The organism is Mycobacterium gordonae, from assembly GCF_002101675.1.
In the GTDB taxonomy this organism is placed as follows: Bacteria; Actinomycetota; Actinomycetes; order Mycobacteriales; family Mycobacteriaceae; genus Mycobacterium; species Mycobacterium gordonae.
On the sequence record NZ_LQOY01000242.1, the window covers coordinates 55298 to 70713 of the forward strand.

Consider the following 15416-nt stretch of genomic DNA (forward strand, 5'->3'; position numbering starts at 1 on the left):
TTTTTCACCTTCCGTGGCGCTCCCGGGCAGTGGTAGTTTGATGGTCCCGTCCGTCCATGTGGAGGATTCCATGCGGAAGGAGCTTTTGTGAGCACTGCAGCCGAACGTGCCGCTCAGCTTGCGCTGGTTTCCCGGCTTAAGACGATTTATCCCGAGGTATCGGAATGGCCGGCCCCGGACGAGATCACCCACGACCACTGGCTGGCTTATATGAAGACCAGCCACGACGTGGGCGGAGAATTCGACTACCCGCACTCGTACGAGAACAAAGAAGAAGAGCAGTGGGAATTGATGACCTACGTGCTGTGCGAAGTTCTCGGTTGGCGCGGCATCTGGGTGTCCGAGGAGCGGCGGCGGCTGGCCAACGTCGACGTGGGGCGGGCGGTCTACCTCGGACTGCCCTACTACAGCCGCTGGCTGTGGTCGGTGGGACGGCTGCTCATTGAAAAGAAGCACATCACGTGGGGCGAGCTGACCGCTCGGCTGGCCGAGGTGCAGGACCGGTATGCCGGCGGGTTGCAGGGTCGCCGTCCCGATGCGCAGCCGAAGTTCGAAGGGGACGGCTCCGCCGTCCAACGCAACGAACATCACCTCGCCGCCGTCGGTATCGGTGACCCGCAGCGGTTCGCCGGCCAAGCCGGAAAGGCCAAGTTCGACGTCGGCGATCGGGTCAGGGTGCGCGAGTTACCGGCGATGTTCTACACCCGCACGCCCGAGTACGTGCGCGGCGCGGAGGGGATCATCGCCGAGGTCACGTACGAGAGCCCCGCCCCCGAGGACGAAGCCTGGGACCGCGAGGACGCCAGGCCCGAGTGGTTCTACATCGTGCGGTTCAACCAGTCGCAGCTCTGGGACAACTACACCGGGCCGCCGAACGACACCCTGCAGACCGAGATCCCCGAGCGCTGGCTGCAAGCCGTCGATTGAGAGAAGCGTGATGACCACCCACGAGCACCAGCACGAGCGCACGGTAAAGCCGATGGTCGACGAGATCACCGACTTCGAAGTTCTGGAGATCGCGCTGCGGGAATTGTGTATCGAGAAGGGCTTGTTCACCCCGCAAGAGCATCGCGTCTTCACGGAGTACGCCGAACAGATCGGTCCCACACCCGCGTCCCGACTGGTGGCCAAGGCCTGGCTGGACCCCGCCTTCAAAGATCTGGCGGTGACCGACGCGGTGGCTGCGGCCAAGGAGGTCGGCGTCGACTGGTTGGACCCAACCGGCTTCGGCACCCCCAGCGACTTCGTCGCATTCAAGATCCTCGAGGACACGCCCACACTGCATCACGTGATCGTCTGCGCGCTGTGCTCCTGCTACCCGCGCCCGATCCTGGGCAACTCCCCCGAGTGGTACCGGACACCCAACTACCGCCGTCGCCTCGTGCGCTGGCCGCGGCAGGTGCTTTCGGAGTTCGGCCTCACGCTGCCTGATGACGTCGAGGTCCGCGTGGAGGACTCGAATCAGAAGCACCGCTTCATGGTGATGCCGTTGCGTCCGGAGGGCACCGACGGCTGGACCGAGGACCAACTCGCCGAAATCATCACCCGCGACTGCCTGATCGGCGTTGCGCTGCCCCAACCGGGGGTGACCAACAACGTCACGCCGTTGGTGCGCCGGGCCGTCCGACCGATCGGGTGACCCCATGACAGACGCAATCTCACAGCCATCAAGCGACTTCGCCGTTCTCAACGAGATCGCGGAGCACCGACAGACCTGGCCGATCGTGGCAGCCAAGTACGGTGTCGAAAACCCATTGCCGCCATGGAAGACCAGCCTGGACGGCTTGTGTGACGTGCTGGACCGGGCATGCAGTGCCGATGGACGGTCCGCGTTGACGTTCCAAGAACGCCGTGACGAAGAAGACGAGCTTTCGGCCAACCGCTACGCCGGATTGCCGTTCCCGGAAAATCAATTGGTCGCCCTGGCCCACTCGCTGCTCGCCCGGGGCATCATCAGCGAAGACGAATTGCGCCATCGGCTGAAGACCGTCCGGTCCCGCCTCGAGGCCGGATCCGGCCGGCCCCGAAACTAGGAAACCCGCCGCCGACACGCTAGATTCGGCGGCGGCCAAGCGACGGCCTTCGAGTGAGCGGACGCTCGTCTACATCCATGTCCGGCATCGACCGCAGGAGTACGCGTGGACGCAGGCGACCACCCTGTCATCAGCCGCCAGGCCGCACTCGATCGGGTGTACGCCTACCGGGAACGCTGCCGCGCCCGACCCACTGCGGTGCGCGCGGCGCTCGCCGTTCTCGGAGGCGTGCTGTTCATCGTGTCGATCCCACTGGTTGTGTTGCTTCCCGAGGCGGGCATCCCCGCACTGCTTGTCGCCCTGCGTCTGATGGCGGTCGAATTCCACTGGGCAGCAAACGGATACGCGTGGACCGATTGGCGCTTCTCGCAATTGCTCCATTGGTTTCACGGCCGGTCGCGACTTGCTCGGTGGACGATCATGGCCGCCCTGCTGCTGGCCGCGGCGGCCCTGGTGTGGTTGCTGATCGAGGAGTTGTGAGTAGGCGGAGATGACCACCGAAGAGGCCCCCGAGGTCAGGTCGCGCGGGTTCCTGCAGCGACTGACCGCTGTGTGCGTGCGCTACGTCGAACGCTTCATGCCGGACCCCTACCTGTTCGCGGTCATCCTCACCATCGTCGTGGCCGCGTTGGTCGCGTTACTTGTCCGCGGCGCGACCCCTGGCGGCATGGTCAAAGCCTGGTACGGCGGAGTCTGGGGATCACAGAACATCTTCACGTTCGCGTTCCAGATGGTGCTGATCCTGGTCACCGGCTACACCCTGGCCGAGGCGCCCGTGATCAAGCGGGCCATCGTGTCCATCGCCGGCAGGCCCAAGAACCAGGTGCAGGGTGCGCTGCTGTGCTTCGGCGTCAGCGCGGCGTTGTCGTTGCTGAACTGGGGACTGGGTCTGGTGGCCGGCGCCCTGGTGGCCCGTCAGGTCGCAAGGCGAATGCCCACAACGCATTTCGGCTACCTCATCGCGGCCGCATTCATGGGGTTCATCGTCTGGACACAGGGCTTATCGTCGTCGATCGCGCTGGCGAACACCGATCCGGGCAGCCCGATCAACGTGATCCACAAGATGACCGGGCACGACGTCGGGCTTTCGCTGACGATATTCCAGCCCTACAGCTGGGTGGCCGTCGTTGTGATACTCGTGTTGCTCGCCACGGCGATCCGGCGGATGGAACCGTCACACTCGCTGGCGCCGGATCCGGCGATCTTCGCCGAGGACGAGCCCGTCGGGACCGCCGTCGCCGCACGGCGCACCTTCGCCGAGTGGCTCGAAGATTTGTGGATTCTCAACGTCCTGGTGTTCGCCGCGGGACTGGCCTACTTCTGGCTGAGCGGATTCGCGCTCAACATCTCCTCCATGGTGATGTTGTTCACCGTCACCGGCGCGCTGCTGCATCGCACGCCGATACGGTTCATCCGCGCGTTCTCCGGAGCCGCGAAGGTGTCGGGGCCGCTGCTGCTGCAGTATCCGCTGTACGGCGGGATAGTCGGGTTATTGGCTTATCTGCCAACGCAATCGGGCAAGGCGCTGGAGACGGTGCTGGCGCAGGCGTTGGTGACCGGCACCAATCAGTACACGCTGCCGTTTCTGACATTTCTGGGTTCGGTCGTCATCTCGCTGTTCGTGCCGTCGGGCGGTGGACACTGGGCGGTGCAGGGGCCAGTTGCGGTGGACTCGGCGCTCGCGCTCGGGCAGCGTTCCCCCGCGTACCTCGGGCTGATCTCCATGGCCGTCGCGGTCGGTGAAGCCGTCGCGAACATGATCCAGCCCTTCTGGCTGCTGCCCCTGCTGGCCATCGCTCGGCTCAATGTCCGCCAAGTAATGGGATTCACGGTGATCGCATTCCTGATCGGGCTCCTCGTGTCCGGCGCCGCCGTCCTCGTCGCCCCACACGTGCTCTGAAAGTCGGGGCGGCTTTCTAACGGCGGCGCGAGGGTGCACGAAATGCCGGTGTCGACGGCGTGTCGACGTACCGGAGCGCACCCTCGCAGGGTGGTGAGCTACTCGCCGGCGGCGGGTTCGTAGTCGCCCGAATCCTGGTATGCGGCGCCAAAATGCGGCACCTCCAGCGGACCGTCCTTTTTCGCGGCGCTGACCGCGCTGGTCAGCAGCGGCGCCAGCCCCGCGAACGAGCCGACGTCGAACAGCAGCAGCGTCAACAGGCGGTTGTGCACATAGCCGAACGAGCTACCGGATTCAGGATCCGCCCAACCGACCGTGCCGCCCAGCCCGATGTGACCGTAACCCTCCAAAAACCCTGGTACCGGCGACGACTGGTAGCCCTGGTGGTAGGTGAAGGGCAGCCCCAGGTTCAGATCCGGCCACAGTTCGGCCTTGCCCTTCATGCCGGCCACCGCCTCCGACGACAGCAACCGGGTGTCGTCGATGACACCGTCGTTCGCCAGCACCGCATAAGCCTTGGCCAGTGCGCGCGCCGTCACCACGCCGTTGACCGCCGGCAATTCGCCGTCCAGGAACGGCATATCGTCCTGCAGCATTCCCATGATGCCGGGGAAGTAGATGGAGCCGAGCAGCCCGGAGAACGACAGTCCGGCCACCTTCGGTGCGATGAAGTCCAGCAGCGGTGTCGGGATCTTCGACTGCGGCAGCAGCGTCTGCGCCGCCTTGGTCGGCGAATCGGCGGGCGGCCGGCCAAGGTGCAATCCATCGGTGTTCAGCGGGCGGGCGAGTTCTTCGCGGAACAACTCGCGCATGCCTTTACCCGTGACGGCGCGCGCCAGCCCCGACAGCAGCCACCCGTAGGTGATCGCGTGATAGGCCGTCTTGCCGTGGGCGTGGTCGACCGGGGCGGCTGCCAACCGCTCCTCCATCTGAAGGTGGTCCATGATGGTGTGCTTGTCGACGCCCTTGAGGTGGGACAGGCCGGCGCGGTGCCGCAACACGTCGCTGACGGTGATCTCGGATTTGCCGTTGGCGCCGAACTCCGGCCAGTACTCGGCTACCGGCACGTCGTAGGCCAGCAGTCCGCGGTCGACGAGCATGTGAATGATGGTGGCGGCCAGGCCTTTTGTCGCGGAGAACACCATGGCGCCGGTGTCTTCGGTCCAGGGCACCTTGCCCTTGCGGTCGGAGTAGCCGGTCCACACGTCCACGACCGGTTTACCGTCGATGTACACCGAGAGACCGCCGCCGCCGAACATCTTGCCCGGATAGAGTCCGGCGAACGCGCGAATCACATTCAGGAAGTGTGAGTCGCACGCTCCCTGCACGCCGGACGGGAGGCCATTGTCGGTGGTGAGGACGGTCGGTTTCGGCATACCGTGCATGATTGCAGCCTGAGGCCCGCCCGGCCCACAGGATTGACAATTTTCTGTTTGCGCGCCGCTACATCCAGATGCGGCCCAGCGCGTCGGCCAAGGCCTCGGGATCTTGTTTGTCGACGTTGCAGCTGACCGCCACCGAGGTGCGCCGGTCGCTGCTGACGCGGAACGCGCTGACGAATCCGGCCCACGCACCGTCGTGGTCGAGCATGCCGTTGGCGAGGGAGAAGATGCCCGCGCCGTAGCGGTCGCCGCCACCCGGCTCGGTCTGCACCGATCCGGACAGCTGGGCATCGAGCAGGTTGGGGCCGCCCACCTTGCCGGTGCGGTAGTTGTCGGCCCAGCGGACCAGCTGGCTCGGGGTGGTCTGGATGCCGCCGTCGCCGACCTGCTCCCACTTGGAGTCGGCGACTCGGTAGTCGCCGCCCTCGCTGGTGTAGGACAGCGCTTTGTTCGGGATGCTGGCGACGGGGTCGACCACCATGGTCAGGCTCAATGGCGTGAAGATTTCCGCGTTCAGATAGTCCGGTAGTGCCTCGCCCGACACCCGGTGCACGATCTCACCGAGCAGCAGGTAGTTGGAGTTGGAGTACTGGTAATGAGAGCCGGGTTTGAACATCAGCTCCGGTGCGCCCGCCAGGGCCTGCAGCGCCTGCGCCTCGGTGGTGCGGTCGGCGTAGCTGAAACCTTGTTCCTGCAACAGGCCGACGTAGTCTGGGATCCCGCTGGTGTGGTGCATCAGCTGGGAGACAGTGACATTGGTGGCCCACGGCGGCATCTCCGGCAGAAACTGGGCGAGTGCATCGTCGGTCGTCAACTTTCCGGCGGCAGCCAGCAGCAGGACGGCGGTAGCCGTGAATTGCTTTGAGACCGAAGCGATGTCGAACACCGTCTCGGCGGTGATCTTTCCTCCGTTGGCGACGTTCGCCAGCCCGGCCACGCCGGTCCAGGCGACCTTTCCCTCGACGCCGACCGCCGCCGAGCAACCCGGGCCGTCGGCTTTGACTGCGTTATCCAGCACGTTCTGGCTGCTGGCCGCCCTCGCGGGGGACGTTGCGGGGGTAGCGGCGCCGCTTTTGGGTGCCGGGGCGGGGTGCGGATCGGCGCACGCCCCGAGCAGCAGTGTCGACAGCAGCGGCAGCGCGACCGACCATAAATGCGATGGCACGGAGTGGTGGGTCAGCTGTCGGAGCGCAGCAGCCGTCCGACCAGTGACCGGTTCGGGTCGGCTTCGCGCTCGGCGAGCATCAGCTCGATGCCGTGCTCGATCGCTGCGGCGGTGCGTTCGCGGACCTTGCGTGCGGCGTTGTCGTTGGCTTCCTGCCCGCTGAACTCGGTGGTGTCGATCGCTTCACCGAACCAGTAGTACTGGCGCTCGGGCCGGGGCACCGGAGTCAATCCCACGCCGCGAACGAGCATCGGGCCGTCGGGAGTGCCGAGCAGCTTCTCGGCGAGGAACTTCGTCGGTGCCAGCAGCGGGGAGTCGTTGTCCAAGATGATGTCGATGCCGTGTTCGGCGCCAACTGAAGCGAACGGGATGATGGGGTAGCCGTACTGAATTGCCAAGCGCGCGAAGCCGAGTCGGTTCTTCCACACCAACTTGTACTGTTCGTTTTTGCGCTTGGCCACTTCCCGGCCGCCACCGGGGAACACCATCACCAGGTCCCCGCGTCGCATCAGTTCGGAGGCGTTCTCGCGGGTGCCGTCCACGACGCCCATGCGGGTGAGCGCCTCACCCCAGCCGGGAATCTTGAAATGCGCGTGATCGCCCAGGGACCGGACCATTCTCCCCCGCTCCCACAGCTCGGCAGCCAGCAGCGGCGCGTCGACCAGGCCCAGCGTGTTGTGGTTGCCCACCAGCAACGCGCGCTCGGTGGGGACGTTCTCGATGCCGTAGACCTTGGGCTTGATCACCCTGCGCAGCGGCTTCATCATGTTCAGCGCCGCGGTGACGTCAGCCTTGGTGGGCGTGGGTGGAACGGATGTGGTGTCGGCATTTGGCACATCGAGAGTATGCCCCCGTCCGCCGTCACACGGAATGATTTTCGCCGGTCAGATCCCCGGCAAGGCCGATGTGCTCCGGCCCGGTAGGGTATCCGCCATGTCGGGTCGTAAGTTCACGTTCGAGGTCAACAAGACCACCAGCGCACCGCCGGCGACGGTGTTCCGGTTGGTGGCTGACGGAGGCAATTGGTCGTCCTGGGCGAAGCCGATCGTGGTGTCCTCGAGCTGGGTACGCCAGGGGAACCCGGCGCCCGGCGGCGTGGGCGCCATCCGCAAGCTCGGCATGTTCCCGGTCTTCGTGCAGGAAGAGACCGTCGAATACGAGCAGGATCGTCGCCACGTCTACAAGCTGGTGGGCTCGCCGCAACCCGCGAAGGATTATCAGGGCGAGGTGGTGCTCACCCCGACCCCGTCGGGTGGGACCGATATCCGCTGGAGCGGGTCGTTCACCGAGAAGGCGCGCGGCACCGGGCCGGCGGTCCGGGCCGCCATGGGCGGTGCGGTCAAATTCTTCGCCGGCAAGCTGGTCCAAGCCGCCGAACGCGAAGCCGGAACTGCCCGATAGCCCTCTGGCAAAACAGGTTTCGTCGCTACTTCGCGTTCAGCTCGTCCTGGTACTTCTTGGTCATGTGCTCGATCGCCTGCAGCTGTGTCGCGGCGAGGTCGTCGCGCATCTGGCCGGCCCTAGTCGCGGCATCCAGGGTGGGCTGCGCCTGACCCTGGAAGTGCGGCATCACTTCGGCGGCGAACAGTTCGGCGGACCGTCTGGTGGCCGCCGGATTGGCCCACTCGTGACCCATCTGCAGCATGCAGCCGAATCCGCCTGACTGATCCCACAACCGCTGCACCTGTTCGCGGGCGCGTTCCGGCGTCCCGATGACGCCGGCGCCGTTTTCGTTGATCATGTCGATCATCTCGTCGAGCCGGTCCCCGGGCATCGTCATCTGCGGGAAAGCGGCGACCTTCTGGAAGTAACGGAACCAGGGTTCGATGCCGAATTTGACGTCGGCGCGGGCCTGTTCGTCGGTCTCGGCGATGTGCATCGGCCCGACCAGGCTCCAATTGCTGCGGTCGACCCGGGTGCCGAACGCCTTGGCCCGCTCTTCGACGATGCCCCAGTGATAGGCCAATGCGTCGAAGCCTTCGATGGTCAGCGTCGCGCCGATCGACAGCAGGCCGATGCCGTGTTTGCCGGCCAGCCGGGCACCGGTGGGCGAGGCGACCGCTGCCACCGCCAGCGGAATCCCGCCGTCCGAGTACGGCGCAAGCTGCAATCTCGCGTCGTAGAGCTGGTGGGTGGCGGTCTTGGCCGAGACGGTCTCCCCCGCCAGCAAGCGCACGACGATGTCCAGGTTTGTTTCGAGCAACTCGCGGGTGTCGGTGGGAGTGAGCCCGATCATCGACGAATCGGTGGGCAACGAACCGGGCCCGACCCCGCCGATGATTCGACCGTGGGTGAGGTGATCGAGCAGCATCAACCGGTCGGCAACCCACAGGGGGTTGTGGTAGGACAGCGAGATCACGCCCGTGCCGAACCGGATCCGCTTGGCGCGCTGGGCCGCAGCGCCGATGAACACCTCTGGCGAACTGATGATCTCGCTGCCGGCGGAGTGATGCTCGCCGATCCACGCCTCGTCGAAACCGAGGGCGTCGAGATGCTCGACGAACTCCAGGTCACGCTGCAGGGCGAGCGTCGGGTTGGTACCGGCGCGGTGGAAAGGGGCGATGAAGTATCCGAACCTGAGCTTCGTCATTGGGGCTCCCTTGCGATCGGCGCTGTTCGAACACTAGCCCGATGGGGAGGCCCCACGGAATGGCACGGTCTGAGAGCCGGGTCGGGGGCCGCCGAACAACAAACGAGGACCGGGTTGGCCCCGGTCCTCGTCTGGAAATCGTCAGCTGTGGCGTGCGATCACGGAATGCTGCCGCAGATGTTGCCGACGCAACCACCGCCGCCGCCCGGTCCGCCCCCGCCACCGCCGACACCGGGAATGGTGCCGCCTCCGCCGCCGGGTCCGCCGCCACCGGTCGGTCCGCCCGGAACGCTGCCGCCACCGCCGCCGGGTCCGCCGCCACCCGTAGGACCACCGGGAACGCTGCCGCCTCCGCCGCCGGGTCCGCCGGTGCCACTGGGTCCCGGTGCTCCGCCGGGTTGGGTTTCCGAGGGCGCCGCACCGCTGGACGGAACGGTGCTGGACATCGTTGTCGTCGGTGTCGTCGACGACGACGGGGTGGTGCTGCTGCTCGGTCCCTTGTTGTCTCCGCCGCCACAGGCGACGGCCATGACGAGCATGGCCCCACCGCCGAAGGTCGCGAGGGCAGTTCTAGCTCCAGTTCTCATCAGCCTTACCAATCTCCACTCTCGTCTTGCGTCTTGCAGGGATGCCTGGGGCGCATACCCCCTAATTTGCGGGGGGAAACTGATCGGGATCCGAAACGCCGGCGCACCGCCGGACTGCGCGTGCGGCTGCCGCCGGCGCCACCGGCGATAGATGATCCAACTGACCGCAAGACGTAAGAGCATGGGCCGGCGGGCGTAGCGGTCTGTCCTTCGCACGCCCGATTAGGCTGCCGCGCTTGATGATTCGAGCATCGACGGTTCCGGACACCGAATGCCGCGGTCCCCTTTCCGGTCTCTGCGGATTCGCTTCGGCGGGCATTCCGGCCGACGGTCGCGAACACGGCACCGACAGACTCTCCGCGGCGGGCATAATCAGCTACGGCCGGGGATTACGGCGCTCGGTGACGGCAGGAGTCCGGGCCGGCCGGCCCATTTCGGCACTATGGCCAGAACCAGCGACCCCCGCGGCCAGGAATTACACCGTTTTTGCTGCCGTAAATTTCTTTGTACGGCGTGGTAAATCCGCTATGCCACCGGGGTTGACCGTTTCAACGCCACCCTCGAGATTGGTGGCCCGGCCTCCGGCTGCAAGCGAATTCCGTTGTGGCAGTGAGTGGTCCGTAGCAAGGTGTTGTGTTCAGGATTGACAAAGCCAGCGGAACAGCTGCTCCGTGGACGCTTTGTAAAGTAATTTTTCATATACGTCGTGCGATTATCACAGTTTGATAACGGTTGCATCGCGTTTCGATAAATCGCTCGGTTTGACCCGGGTGTTACCGCGTACCTTGACCGCTACAAACACCAGATTGTCGACGACCGTGCGGGTCGGGGGGACAACCGGTTTTCGCGGGCTGGCTACAGCTTTTTATGGCGCGATGCCCTAAGAGAGGTACGGCGATGAGCTTCTTTGTGCTGCCCCCCGAGATCAATTCGGCCTTGATACAGGCCGGCGCGGGGTCGCAGCCGATGCTGGCGGCGGCGGCGGCGTGGGACGGGCTGGCAGGCGAACTGGCCACCGCCGCCGCTTCGTTTCAAGCCGTTACTTCCGGCCTCGTCGGCGGGGCCTGGCAGGGTTCGGCGTCAATGGCGATGGCGGCCGCGGCACTTCCTTACGCGGGATGGCTCACTACGGCCGCTGAGCAGGCGGCTCAGGCCTCCGCCCAGGCCGGAGCGTTGGTTGGTGAATTCGAAGCGGTGCGCTCGGCAATGGTGCTGCCCGAATTGGTGTCGGCCAATCGCAATCAATTTGTCGCTCTGGTGATTTCGAACCTCTTCGGCCAGAACGCGCCCGCTATCGCCGCCATGGAGGGCATCTACGAGGAGATGTGGGCCCTGGATGTGTCGGCGATGGCTGCCTACCATGCCGGGGCTTCGGCGGTTGCCGCAGGACTGACGCCGTTCCTCGCACCGCTGCAAGCCTTGGCGAGCCTGCCTGCCCAACTGGCCGCGGTGCCGAGCGCGATAGCCGCGGCCGCCCCGACCGTGACGAGCAACATCAACCTCGGTCTGGCCAACAGCGGCCAGGGAAACATCGGCAACGGCAATCTCGGCAACTTCAGCCTGGGCAGCGGAAATCTTGGCAGCTACAACCTCGGTGGGGGAAATCTCGGCAGCTATAACATCGGCACCGGAAACTTCGGCAGCAACAACTTCGGTTTCGGCAACTTCGGCAGCAACAACCTCGGCTTCGGGAACATCGGCGCCGGCCTGACGGCCGCGGTCGGCAACGTCGGCTTCGGCAACACCGGCAGCAACAACTTCGGCTTCGGGAACACCGGTAGCGGAAACATCGGCTTCGGCAACACCGGCAACGGGAACATCGGCTTCGGGCTGAACGGCAACAATCTGCAGGGAATCGGCGGCCTGAACTCGGGCACCGGCAACATTGGCTTGTTCAACTCGGGCACCGGCAACATCGGCATCGGCAACAGCGGCACCGGAAACTTCGGCTTGTTCAACTCCGGCAACAGCTACAACACCGGCATCGGCAACGCCGGTGAGGCGAACACCGGACTCTTCAACACCGGCATCGCCAACACCGGCATCGCCAACATCGGCAACTACAACACGGGCCACTTCAATCTGGGCAACCTGAACACGGGCAACTGGAATATCGGCAGCTCCAACACCGGCGGGTTCAACCCCGGGAACCTGAACACCGGCTGGGGGAACACCGGCAACGTCAACACCGGGGCGTTCAACACGGGTAGCTACAGCAACGGCTTCTTCTGGAGGGGTGATTTCCAGGGCTTGGCCGGCTACTCCGGCACGCTGACCATCCCGGCCATCGGCTTGAATCTTGACGGTCTGGGTGATCTCGGCCCAATCACTCTGCCGCCCATCGCAGTTCCTCAAATCGGCTTGGGCATCAACAGCAACGGCGCGCTGGTAGGGCCGATCACATTGCCGCCCATCACGGTTCCCGAAATCGCATTGGGCATCAACAGCAACGGCGCGTTGGTCGGGTCCATCTCCATCCCCCCCATCACGATTCCCACCATTGGATTGGGCATCAACAGTTCCAACGCGTTGGTCGGCCCGATCACTGTTCCGCCGATCAACGTGCCCACAATCGGGTTGGGTATCAACAGCAACGGCGCGTTGGTCGGCCCGATCACCGTCCCGCCCATCACAATTCCCACGATCGGGTTGGGCATCAACAGTCAAGGCGCCCTGGTCGGCCCCATCGTTGTTCCGCCGGTCACCATCAACCAGATCGGGCTCTCGCTGTCCAGCGCCCCCCTGGTGAACATCCCGATCAATTTCCCAGCGTCACCGCTGGCGCTCGGCCTGTTCGGCGTCAATCCCACCGTAGGGACCGTCGGCCCGGGCACCGTGACGTTGAACGTAGGCGCTATCACGGTAAGCGGCGGCATCGGCGGTTTCAGCAGCCCCACTATCACCCTTCCGGGCATCCCGTTGTCCATCAACGTGGGGGGCGAAATAGGCCCGGTCAGCACGCCGACCATCTCGCTTCCCGGAATTCCGTTGAGCGTCAATGTGGGTGGCGGATTGGGCCCTGTCACCATCTTCCCGAACCAATACACCATTCCCGCAATCCCGTTGGGCATCAACGTCAGCGGCGGTCTGGGTCCGGTCACGCTGTTTCCGAACGGTTACAACCTTCCACCGATTCCTCTGGGCATCAACGTAGGTGGCGGTCTGGGTCCGTTGACCGTCTTCCCGAACGGCTATACCCTCCCCGCAATTCCGCTCGGTATCAACGTAGGTGGTGGCTTAGGCCCCGTCACTTTGTTCCCGAACGGTTTCAGTCTTCCGCCCATCCCGCTGGGCCTTCAAACGGTGGGCACCGTGGGGCCGATCGAGATCCCGATCAACATCGGGGGCCCGGGCCTCGGAAACACCACCGCGACACCGTCTTCGGGATTTTTCAACAGCGGTGCGGGCGGGACCTCAGGTATCGGCAACTTCGGGTCGGGCAGCTCGGGCTTCTGGAATGTCGCTCACGGTCTGGGCAATTCAGGTTCTTTCAACGTGGGTCCGTTGACATCGGGTATGTACAACGTCGGCAACACCGTCTCGGGGTTGTTCAACACCAGCACGCTGGACCTGGCGACCGCGGCCTTCAACTCCGGTGTCGCCAACACCGGCGACCACCTCGCGGGATTTTTGCGTAACGCCGCCGGCGGGACGACGTTTAACCTCGGCTTTGCCAACGACGGCAACCTGAACACGGGCGCCGCGAATGTCGGTCTCTCCAACTTCGGTCTCGGGAACGTCGGCAATGTCAACTTCGGTGGCGGCAACGTCGGGGCTGGAAGTTTCGGCTTCGGCAACCTGGGCGATAACAACTTCGGCCTCGGCAACCTCGGCAACGGCAACGTCGGCTTTGGCAACACTGGTCCGGGGCTGACCGCCGGAATACAGAACATCGGATTCGGCAACATCGGTAACGGCAACATCGGCTTCGGCAATACCGGCAATGCAAACATCGGGATCGGGTTGACCGGAAACAACCAGATCGGGATCGGTGGCCTCAACTCGGGCGTCGGCAACATCGGCTTGTTCAACTCGGGCAACGGCAATGTCGGCTTCTTCAACTCAGGCACCGGTAACTTCGGCATCGGAAATTCCGGCAACTACAACACCGGCCTCGGCAACGCAGGTAATGCCAACACCGGATTCTTCAACGTCGGCAGCGTCAACTCGGGTATCGCCAATGTGGGCAGCCACAACACCGGCAACTTCAACGCCGGCAGCGTCAACACGGGCGACTTCAACCCCGGCGACACCAACACCGGCCTCTTGAATCCCGGCAACATCAACACCGGCCTGGCCAACACCGGTGACGTCAACACAGGTGCGCTGATCTCGGGCAATTTCAGCAACGGCATGTTCTGGCGCGGTGACTACCAGGGGCTGGCCGGAGTGTCCGGGACCATTACCCTGCCCGCCATTCCGTTGAGCGTCACCGTCGACGGCGCCGTCGGACCGATCACCGTGCCCGACATCACGATTCCCGCGATTCCGTTGAACTTGCTGGCCTCTGGTGGCCTCGGGCCTATCAGCGTCCCGAACATCGATATCCCGGGTATTCCCCTGAATCTGTTGGCCGGCGGCGGCATTGGCCCCATCACGGTGCCGGACATCACCATTCCGGGCATACCGGTGAATCTTGCGGCCGGCGGTGGCATCGGTCCGATTACTGTGCCCAACATCAGCATTCCAGGCATACCCCTGAATCTTGCGGCGGGTGGCGGTATCGGTCCCGTTACGGTGCCAGACATTACGATTCCCTCGATCCCGATTGGATTGAACGCTTCCGGCGGGATCGGTAACGTCACCGTTCCGACAATTGTCATCCCGGGTATCCCCGTGACAGTCGGTGTAGCCATTCCTATCAGCATACTGATCGGTCAGATTCCGTTGAATGTCGGCGGCGTCATCACGGGTTACATCGGCCCGATCCCTTTGAGCACCTTCACAGTTGGGCCAGTGTTGACGGGCCAAACCGGGGCGATCACCGTAAATGGGTTCAGCATCGACAGATTCGGTATCGATTTGCCACTGAGAGGCGCGACTGCTCCGTTCACCATCGGTGGTTTCAGCCTTCCGGAATTCGGGCTGAGTCTCCCGCTGAGCGGCACGACAGACCCATTCACCATCAGCGGTTTCACCCTTCCGCGAATCGGACTCGATATTCCGCTGAGCGGGACTACGAACCCGTTCACCATCGGTGGTGTCAGCATTCCGGAGATCGGGCTGAGCATTCCGCTGAACGGATCCACCAGCCCGTTCACCATCGGTGGGATCAACATCCCGCAAATTGGACTCAACATCCCGTTGAGCGGCAGCACCAGCGCGGTCACCATCCCTGGCTTCAGCATTGGCCTCGCTCCCCTGCATGTCGAGTTGAACGGTGGCCTCGGGCCCATCAATATTCCGATCAACTTCGGCGGACCAGGCGTTGGAAACACGACCTCAGCGCCGTCCTCCGGCTTCTTCAACAGTGGGCAAGGCAGCGTATCGGGCTTCGGCAACGTCGGAACTGCGGTGTCGGGCTTCTGGAATCAGGTACCAGAAACGTTGTCGGGCGCGGTTTCCGGCTCATTCAACGTCGGCCAGTTTGTATCCGGCATGTCGAACTGGGGCAACGCCATTTCGGGCTACGCCAATACCAGCTCACTGGGCCTGATGACGGCCGCCTTCGATTCGGGCGTCAGGAACATCGGTCAGAAGCTCTCCGGATTCTTCACTACCGGGACCGGTCCGTAATCGGGTTGACCATCGCCGGCTCG

General features: G+C 64.4%; 12 protein-coding genes. 7 read left to right on the forward strand and 5 right to left on the reverse strand.

Translation table 11 applies throughout. The features are described 5' to 3' along the window. Positions 1 to 87: 87 nt before the first annotated feature. The 5 genes from AWC08_RS31170 (at position 88) to AWC08_RS31190 (ending at position 3933) form a co-directional block, all read left to right on the forward strand. The gene (locus AWC08_RS31170) at positions 88 to 927 is read left to right on the forward strand and encodes an SH3-like domain-containing protein (protein ID WP_069433207.1); all 840 of its coding nucleotides are present in this window, start codon (positions 88 to 90) and stop codon (positions 925 to 927) included. 10 nt (positions 928 to 937) lie between these two features. Then, entirely contained in the window at positions 938 to 1639 is a 702-nt protein-coding gene (gene scnC / locus AWC08_RS31175; RefSeq protein WP_065131823.1) for a thiocyanate hydrolase subunit gamma, read from the forward strand. Positions 1640 to 1643: 4 nt separating this feature from the next. Next, complete coding sequence (locus tag AWC08_RS31180; RefSeq protein ID WP_065131822.1) at positions 1644 to 2033, forward strand: thiocyanate hydrolase; 390 nt, start codon at positions 1644 to 1646, stop codon at positions 2031 to 2033. Between the two features lie 105 nt (positions 2034 to 2138). Next, positions 2139 to 2513: a hypothetical protein gene (locus tag AWC08_RS31185; RefSeq protein WP_065131821.1), complete on the forward strand. Its 375-nt coding sequence runs from the start codon at positions 2139 to 2141 to the stop codon at positions 2511 to 2513. Positions 2514 to 2523: 10 nt separating this feature from the next. Further along, on the forward strand, positions 2524 to 3933 hold the full coding sequence (locus AWC08_RS31190) for a TIGR00366 family protein (protein ID WP_069433208.1): 1410 nt from the start codon (positions 2524 to 2526) through the stop codon (positions 3931 to 3933). A 98-nt stretch (positions 3934 to 4031) separates the two neighbouring features. Here the strand turns inward: AWC08_RS31190 and lipD are convergent, their stop codons facing one another. From lipD to AWC08_RS31205, 3 genes are all read right to left on the reverse strand, one after another. Next, positions 4032 to 5309: a lipase LipD gene (gene lipD, locus AWC08_RS31195; RefSeq protein ID WP_065131842.1), complete on the reverse strand. Its 1278-nt coding sequence runs from the start codon at positions 5307 to 5309 to the stop codon at positions 4032 to 4034. 67 nt (positions 5310 to 5376) lie between these two features. Further along, positions 5377 to 6480, reverse strand: coding sequence for a serine hydrolase domain-containing protein (locus AWC08_RS31200; protein WP_232007798.1), 1104 nt, complete (start codon positions 6478 to 6480; stop codon positions 5377 to 5379). Positions 6481 to 6491: 11 nt separating this feature from the next. After that, positions 6492 to 7247: a lysophospholipid acyltransferase family protein gene (locus AWC08_RS31205; RefSeq protein WP_232007800.1), complete on the reverse strand. Its 756-nt coding sequence runs from the start codon at positions 7245 to 7247 to the stop codon at positions 6492 to 6494. 166 nt (positions 7248 to 7413) lie between these two features. Between AWC08_RS31205 and AWC08_RS31210 the strand changes: the two genes are divergently transcribed. Further along, entirely contained in the window at positions 7414 to 7881 is a 468-nt protein-coding gene (locus AWC08_RS31210; protein ID WP_055578578.1) for an SRPBCC family protein, read from the forward strand. A 25-nt stretch (positions 7882 to 7906) separates the two neighbouring features. Here the strand turns inward: AWC08_RS31210 and AWC08_RS31215 are convergent, their stop codons facing one another. Both AWC08_RS31215 and AWC08_RS36895 read right to left on the reverse strand, forming a co-directional pair. Then, complete coding sequence (locus AWC08_RS31215) at positions 7907 to 9070, reverse strand: LLM class flavin-dependent oxidoreductase (protein WP_065131818.1); 1164 nt, start codon at positions 9068 to 9070, stop codon at positions 7907 to 7909. 158 nt (positions 9071 to 9228) lie between these two features. Continuing rightward, positions 9229 to 9657, reverse strand: coding sequence for a hypothetical protein (locus tag AWC08_RS36895; RefSeq protein WP_065131817.1), 429 nt, complete (start codon positions 9655 to 9657; stop codon positions 9229 to 9231). 897 nt (positions 9658 to 10554) lie between these two features. Here AWC08_RS36895 and AWC08_RS31225 point away from each other — a divergent pair. Next, the gene (locus AWC08_RS31225) at positions 10555 to 15393 is read left to right on the forward strand and encodes a PPE family protein (protein WP_069433210.1); all 4839 of its coding nucleotides are present in this window, start codon (positions 10555 to 10557) and stop codon (positions 15391 to 15393) included. The last annotated feature ends 23 nt before the right edge of the window (positions 15394 to 15416 follow it).

Excerpts from the sequence above, each read along its gene's own strand:
- AWC08_RS31225 (WP_069433210.1), top strand. The coding sequence starts at position 10,555 with ATGAGCTTCTTTGTGCTGCCCCCCGAGATCAATTCGGCCTTGATACAG.
- scnC (WP_065131823.1), top strand. The coding sequence starts at position 938 with ATGACCACCCACGAGCACCAGCACGAGCGCACGGTAAAGCCGATGGTC.
- AWC08_RS31205 (WP_232007800.1), bottom strand. The coding sequence starts at position 7,247 with ATGATGAAGCCGCTGCGCAGGGTGATCAAGCCCAAGGTCTACGGCATC.
- AWC08_RS31190 (WP_069433208.1), top strand. The coding sequence starts at position 2,524 with ATGACCACCGAAGAGGCCCCCGAGGTCAGGTCGCGCGGGTTCCTGCAG.
- AWC08_RS36895 (WP_065131817.1), bottom strand. The coding sequence starts at position 9,657 with ATGAGAACTGGAGCTAGAACTGCCCTCGCGACCTTCGGCGGTGGGGCC.
- AWC08_RS31210 (WP_055578578.1), top strand. The coding sequence starts at position 7,414 with ATGTCGGGTCGTAAGTTCACGTTCGAGGTCAACAAGACCACCAGCGCA.
- AWC08_RS31180 (WP_065131822.1), top strand. The coding sequence starts at position 1,644 with ATGACAGACGCAATCTCACAGCCATCAAGCGACTTCGCCGTTCTCAAC.
- AWC08_RS31215 (WP_065131818.1), bottom strand. The coding sequence starts at position 9,070 with ATGACGAAGCTCAGGTTCGGATACTTCATCGCCCCTTTCCACCGCGCC.
- lipD (WP_065131842.1), bottom strand. The coding sequence starts at position 5,309 with ATGCCGAAACCGACCGTCCTCACCACCGACAATGGCCTCCCGTCCGGC.